Consider the following 3,615-nt stretch of genomic DNA (forward strand, 5'->3'; position numbering starts at 1 on the left):
CGGTCGTAGATTTCCCCGCATGAGCACCACACTGTGGAACGACCTCGCTCCGGCACCGCGTCCGGCCGGGTGGGGCGCAGCGACCCATGTCGCCGCTGGTCTGTGGCGCATCGCCGACCGACGCGGAGTCGTTGTGGGGCACGTTCGGGCCACGGCGTCCGAGCGCGGCTGGCGATATGCCGCCGAGCGGTTCCACTCCGCGTCCGGCGCCTTCCGACGGCTCGGCGAGTTCTGGTCCGCGGCCGAGGCTCTCGAATGTCTTCGCTACGCGCGATGACCTGCTTTCGGGGCGGTGGCGGAGCGCCTCACACCAGCGCGGTGAGCTCGCCGAGGCGTGACGTCCGGCCCTCGGCGCGGACGTCCGCCCACGCCGCCCCGAGCAGGTCGACTGCGCGATCGAGAGTGGCCGGCGGGGCGGTGAACGGCATCCGCAGTCGCCGATCGTGTCCGCCCTCGGTCGCGAACCGCGATCCGGCCGAGAGGAGGAGACCGCGAGAGCGGGCGTTCATGACGAGGGGCGTGCTGACGGGCTCGCCGATCCCGAGCCAGAGCGACACCCCTCCGTGCGGGGTGGGGATCTCCCAGTCGGCGAAGGTCGAGCGCAGGGCGCGCACCAGGGCGTCGCGCCCGGCGCGGAGCAGATCTCCCCGCTGGACGACGATCTCGTCGAGGCGGGGAACGAGCAGCGTGGCGACGGCCTGTTCGAGTTCGGGCGTGCCCAGATCGTGAACCGGCCGACCGCTGGCCAAGCGGCGGACGATGTCCGTTTCGGCGCGAATCCACCCGACGCGCAACCCGCCCCAGACCGTCTTGCCCAGCGAGCCGATGCGAATCACCAGATCGGACTCGGGAAAATGCGTGGCACGACCCGGTCGGTCGATGTCGAGGTCCGCCGTGGTCTCATCCAGGACGAGGAAGGTGCCGGTCATCTCGGCACCCCCCACGAACGCATCCACTTCCTCGGGAGACATCGAGCGACCCGTCGGGTTCTGGAAGTCCGGCATGAGGTACGCGAGAGAGGGCAGAGTCCGCGCGAAGGTCTGCGCTGCCCGGTCGAGGTCCCACCCGTCCGTCGTCGAGACCGGCACCCCGACCAGGCGGGCGCCCACGTATCGGAAAGCCTCCGCTGCGTGCGGGTAGGTCGGCGTCTCGATCAACACACGGTCCGCGCGATTGAGAAGCACGGATGCCGCGAGGTGGATCGCACTCTGAGCGCCCGTCGTGACGAGGATCTGGTCGGCTGTGGTCGGCACCCCGCGTCGCCGGTATCGATCCGCGATCGCCTCACGGAGAGCGAGCGACCCGACCACGTCGTATCCGGAACGGGCGACGATGGCGCTGGCATCCTGGAGCACCTCGCTGATGACCGCGGGCAGACCGGGCCATGCGGCGGGGCTGGCCTGCTGCAGATCTATCGCGTCCGTCGCGGCCGCCAGGCCCCCGGGATCGTTCCGCGGTAGGGGGCGTGTCACGCTCCCACTCCCCCGCAGGCTTTCGATGTGGCCCGTGTCGCGAAGACTTCGATACGCGGCCGCGACGGTGGTCCGGCTCAGCGACAGCGCCGCGGCGAGTTCACGTTCCGCCGGCAGGGCCGTCCGGGGAGCGATGCGGTTGTCGAGGCAGAGCAGCCGTACGGCATCCGCGAGAGCTTCGTAGGCGGGTCCGTTGCCCCGCCAGCCGCCCAGGGCTTCCGCCAGAGCGCGTGCCGAGATCCGGGAATCCATGAGGCCACGATAGACGAATTGGCATTACGCGCAAAAGCCAATTCCCTGATTGGATTTCCTCATGTCCGAGCGCATTCTTCGTCTCCTCGTTGGCCTGATCGCCTACGGCTTCGGCTGTGCGCTCACGGTCGCAGCCGGGCTCGGGGTCGACCCCTGGACGGTCTTCGCGGAGGGACTCTCGCGCGTCACCGGAATCGGCGTCGGATGGATCACCAACATCGTGGGACTCGGCGTTCTCCTCCTGTGGATCCCCCTGCGCCAGAAGCCCGGGGTCGGTACGGTCGCCAACATCCTGCTGGTCGGCACGAGTATGCAGATCGCTCTGGGATTCCTCCCGCACCCCGACGCGTGGTGGCTCCAAGCACTCATGCTCGTGGCAGGTGTCGTCGTCGTGGCGGCGGCATCCGGTCTCTATATCGGCGCCCGCTTCGGTCCCGGCCCGCGCGACGGGCTCATGACAGGTCTCCACGCGCGCTTCGGCTGGCCGATCTGGGCCTGTCGGCTCGGTGTCGAGGGAACCGTGCTCGTCCTCGGATGGATCCTCGGCGGCACCGTGGGGATCGGAACCGTGGTCTTCGCCCTCGGCATCGGGCCACTGGTCCACGTGGCCCTGCCTCTGCTGGCCACGCGCGACAAGGTCCTCGCGCCCGCGCACGTGTGACGGTGCCCGCGCACGTGCAACGAGAGAGTCCCCGCGCGCCGCCCGTCCGAGGCTGCGCGCGGGGAGCTCTGTTCAGTGCTCGCGGAACTCTGGCCAGTCGCTCCCGGGCTTCAGGTGCGAGTGCAGAGCGTTCTTCGCGATCTCCATCGTGGGGTAGACGCCCAGCGGCTCGTCCTTCCCCGCCATATGCACGCCGTAGCCATCGGCATCTTTCTGGATCTTGCCGACGACACCCGCGGGCCCGTATGCGACCCAGAGGCGTCGCGTCACCGTTTCGGACATGAGTGCTCCTTTGCTCTCGATGGCGGCAGAGTACCTCTGTCCGCCGCCCGCGGCCAGGGCATCGACGCAAGTCGGTGCGATGGGGCCGGACGGCGGAGATATCCTGGTGCACGACCCCCAGTAGCTCAGTGGATAGAGCAGCGGCCTTCTAATCCGCCGGTCACACGTTCGAATCGTGTCTGGGGGACTCGGCTCCGGTGTCGGACCCCCTCACTAGACTGGAGGGATGGTAGGCGCCTCCACGAATGACCGGCTCGTCTGGATCGACTGCGAGATGACGGGCCTCGACCTCGCGGTCGATGAGCTGGTCGAGATCGCCGTCGTCGTCACCGACTTCGAGCTCAACGTGCTCGACCCCGGCTTCCACATCGTGATCAAGCCCGACGCTTCGGCGATGGAGAACATGGGCGAGTTCGTCACCGAGATGCACCGTTCGTCCGGACTCCTCGAAGAGATCCCCCACGGGGTGAGCCTCGCGGATGCCGAGTTCCAGGCGTTGGAATACATCCAGCGGTTCGCGCCGGTCGAGGGAAAGGCCCCCCTCGCGGGCAACACCATCGGCACCGACCGCATGTTCCTGGCCAAATACATGCCGCGCGTCGATCGCTGGCTGCACTATCGAAACGTCGACGTCTCGAGCATCAAAGAGCTGTCCCGCCGGTGGTATCCGCGGGCGTACATCCACGCACCGGCGAAGAACGGCGGACACCGGGCGCTCGCCGACATCCTCGAGTCCATCCGTGAGCTCGCCTACTATCGCGAGGCCGTGTTCGTCCCTCAGCCAGGTCCCACGAGCGACGAGGCAAAGACGATCGCGTCCTCGGCCGTGTCGTCGTTCGCTCACCACGTGTGACATAATTGTTCAGTTGTCCGCTGCGGCAGACACATGGTGGCTATAGCTCAGTTGGTAGAGCACCGCGTTGTGGTCGCGGGGGTCGCGGGTTCAAG

At 68.1% G+C, this 3,615-nt stretch carries 5 protein-coding genes and 1 tRNA gene; 4 read left to right on the forward strand and 2 right to left on the reverse strand.

The annotated features are described in order from the left end of the window. Nucleotides 1-19 precede the first annotated feature (19 nt). The gene (locus P2P98_RS08195) at nucleotides 20-277 is read left to right on the forward strand and encodes a hypothetical protein (RefSeq protein WP_275798945.1); all 258 of its coding nucleotides are present in this window, start codon (nucleotides 20-22) and stop codon (nucleotides 275-277) included. Nucleotides 278-305: 28 nt separating this feature from the next. Here P2P98_RS08195 and P2P98_RS08200 read toward each other — a convergent pair whose 3' ends face one another. Further along, on the reverse strand, nucleotides 306-1,724 hold the full coding sequence (locus tag P2P98_RS08200) for a PLP-dependent aminotransferase family protein (RefSeq protein WP_275798948.1): 1,419 nt from the start codon (nucleotides 1,722-1,724) through the stop codon (nucleotides 306-308). Between the two features lie 61 nt (nucleotides 1,725-1,785). Between P2P98_RS08200 and P2P98_RS08205 the strand changes: the two genes are divergently transcribed. Beyond that, a complete protein-coding gene (locus tag P2P98_RS08205) occupies nucleotides 1,786-2,385 on the forward strand; it encodes a hypothetical protein (RefSeq protein ID WP_275798951.1) in 600 nt (199 codons plus the stop codon). A 72-nt stretch (nucleotides 2,386-2,457) separates the two neighbouring features. On the opposite strand, the gene P2P98_RS08210 is transcribed toward P2P98_RS08205, so the two are convergent. Next, nucleotides 2,458-2,667 carry a methyltransferase gene (locus P2P98_RS08210; protein WP_275798953.1) on the reverse strand — a complete coding sequence of 70 codons (210 nt, stop codon included), beginning with the start codon at nucleotides 2,665-2,667 and terminating at the stop codon, nucleotides 2,458-2,460. 114 nt (nucleotides 2,668-2,781) lie between these two features. Between P2P98_RS08210 and P2P98_RS08215 the strand changes: the two genes are divergently transcribed. Both P2P98_RS08215 and orn read left to right on the forward strand, forming a co-directional pair. Beyond that, nucleotides 2,782-2,854, forward strand: a tRNA-Arg gene (locus P2P98_RS08215). Nucleotides 2,855-2,893: 39 nt separating this feature from the next. Then, nucleotides 2,894-3,520 (forward strand): oligoribonuclease, encoded by a 627-nt coding sequence (gene orn / locus P2P98_RS08220; protein WP_275798955.1) that lies wholly within the window; start codon nucleotides 2,894-2,896, stop codon nucleotides 3,518-3,520. The last annotated feature ends 95 nt before the right edge of the window (nucleotides 3,521-3,615 follow it).

Origin of the sequence: Microbacterium sp. Kw_RZR3, assembly GCF_029222405.1 — a bacterium.
Taxonomy (GTDB): domain Bacteria; phylum Actinomycetota; class Actinomycetes; order Actinomycetales; family Microbacteriaceae; genus Microbacterium.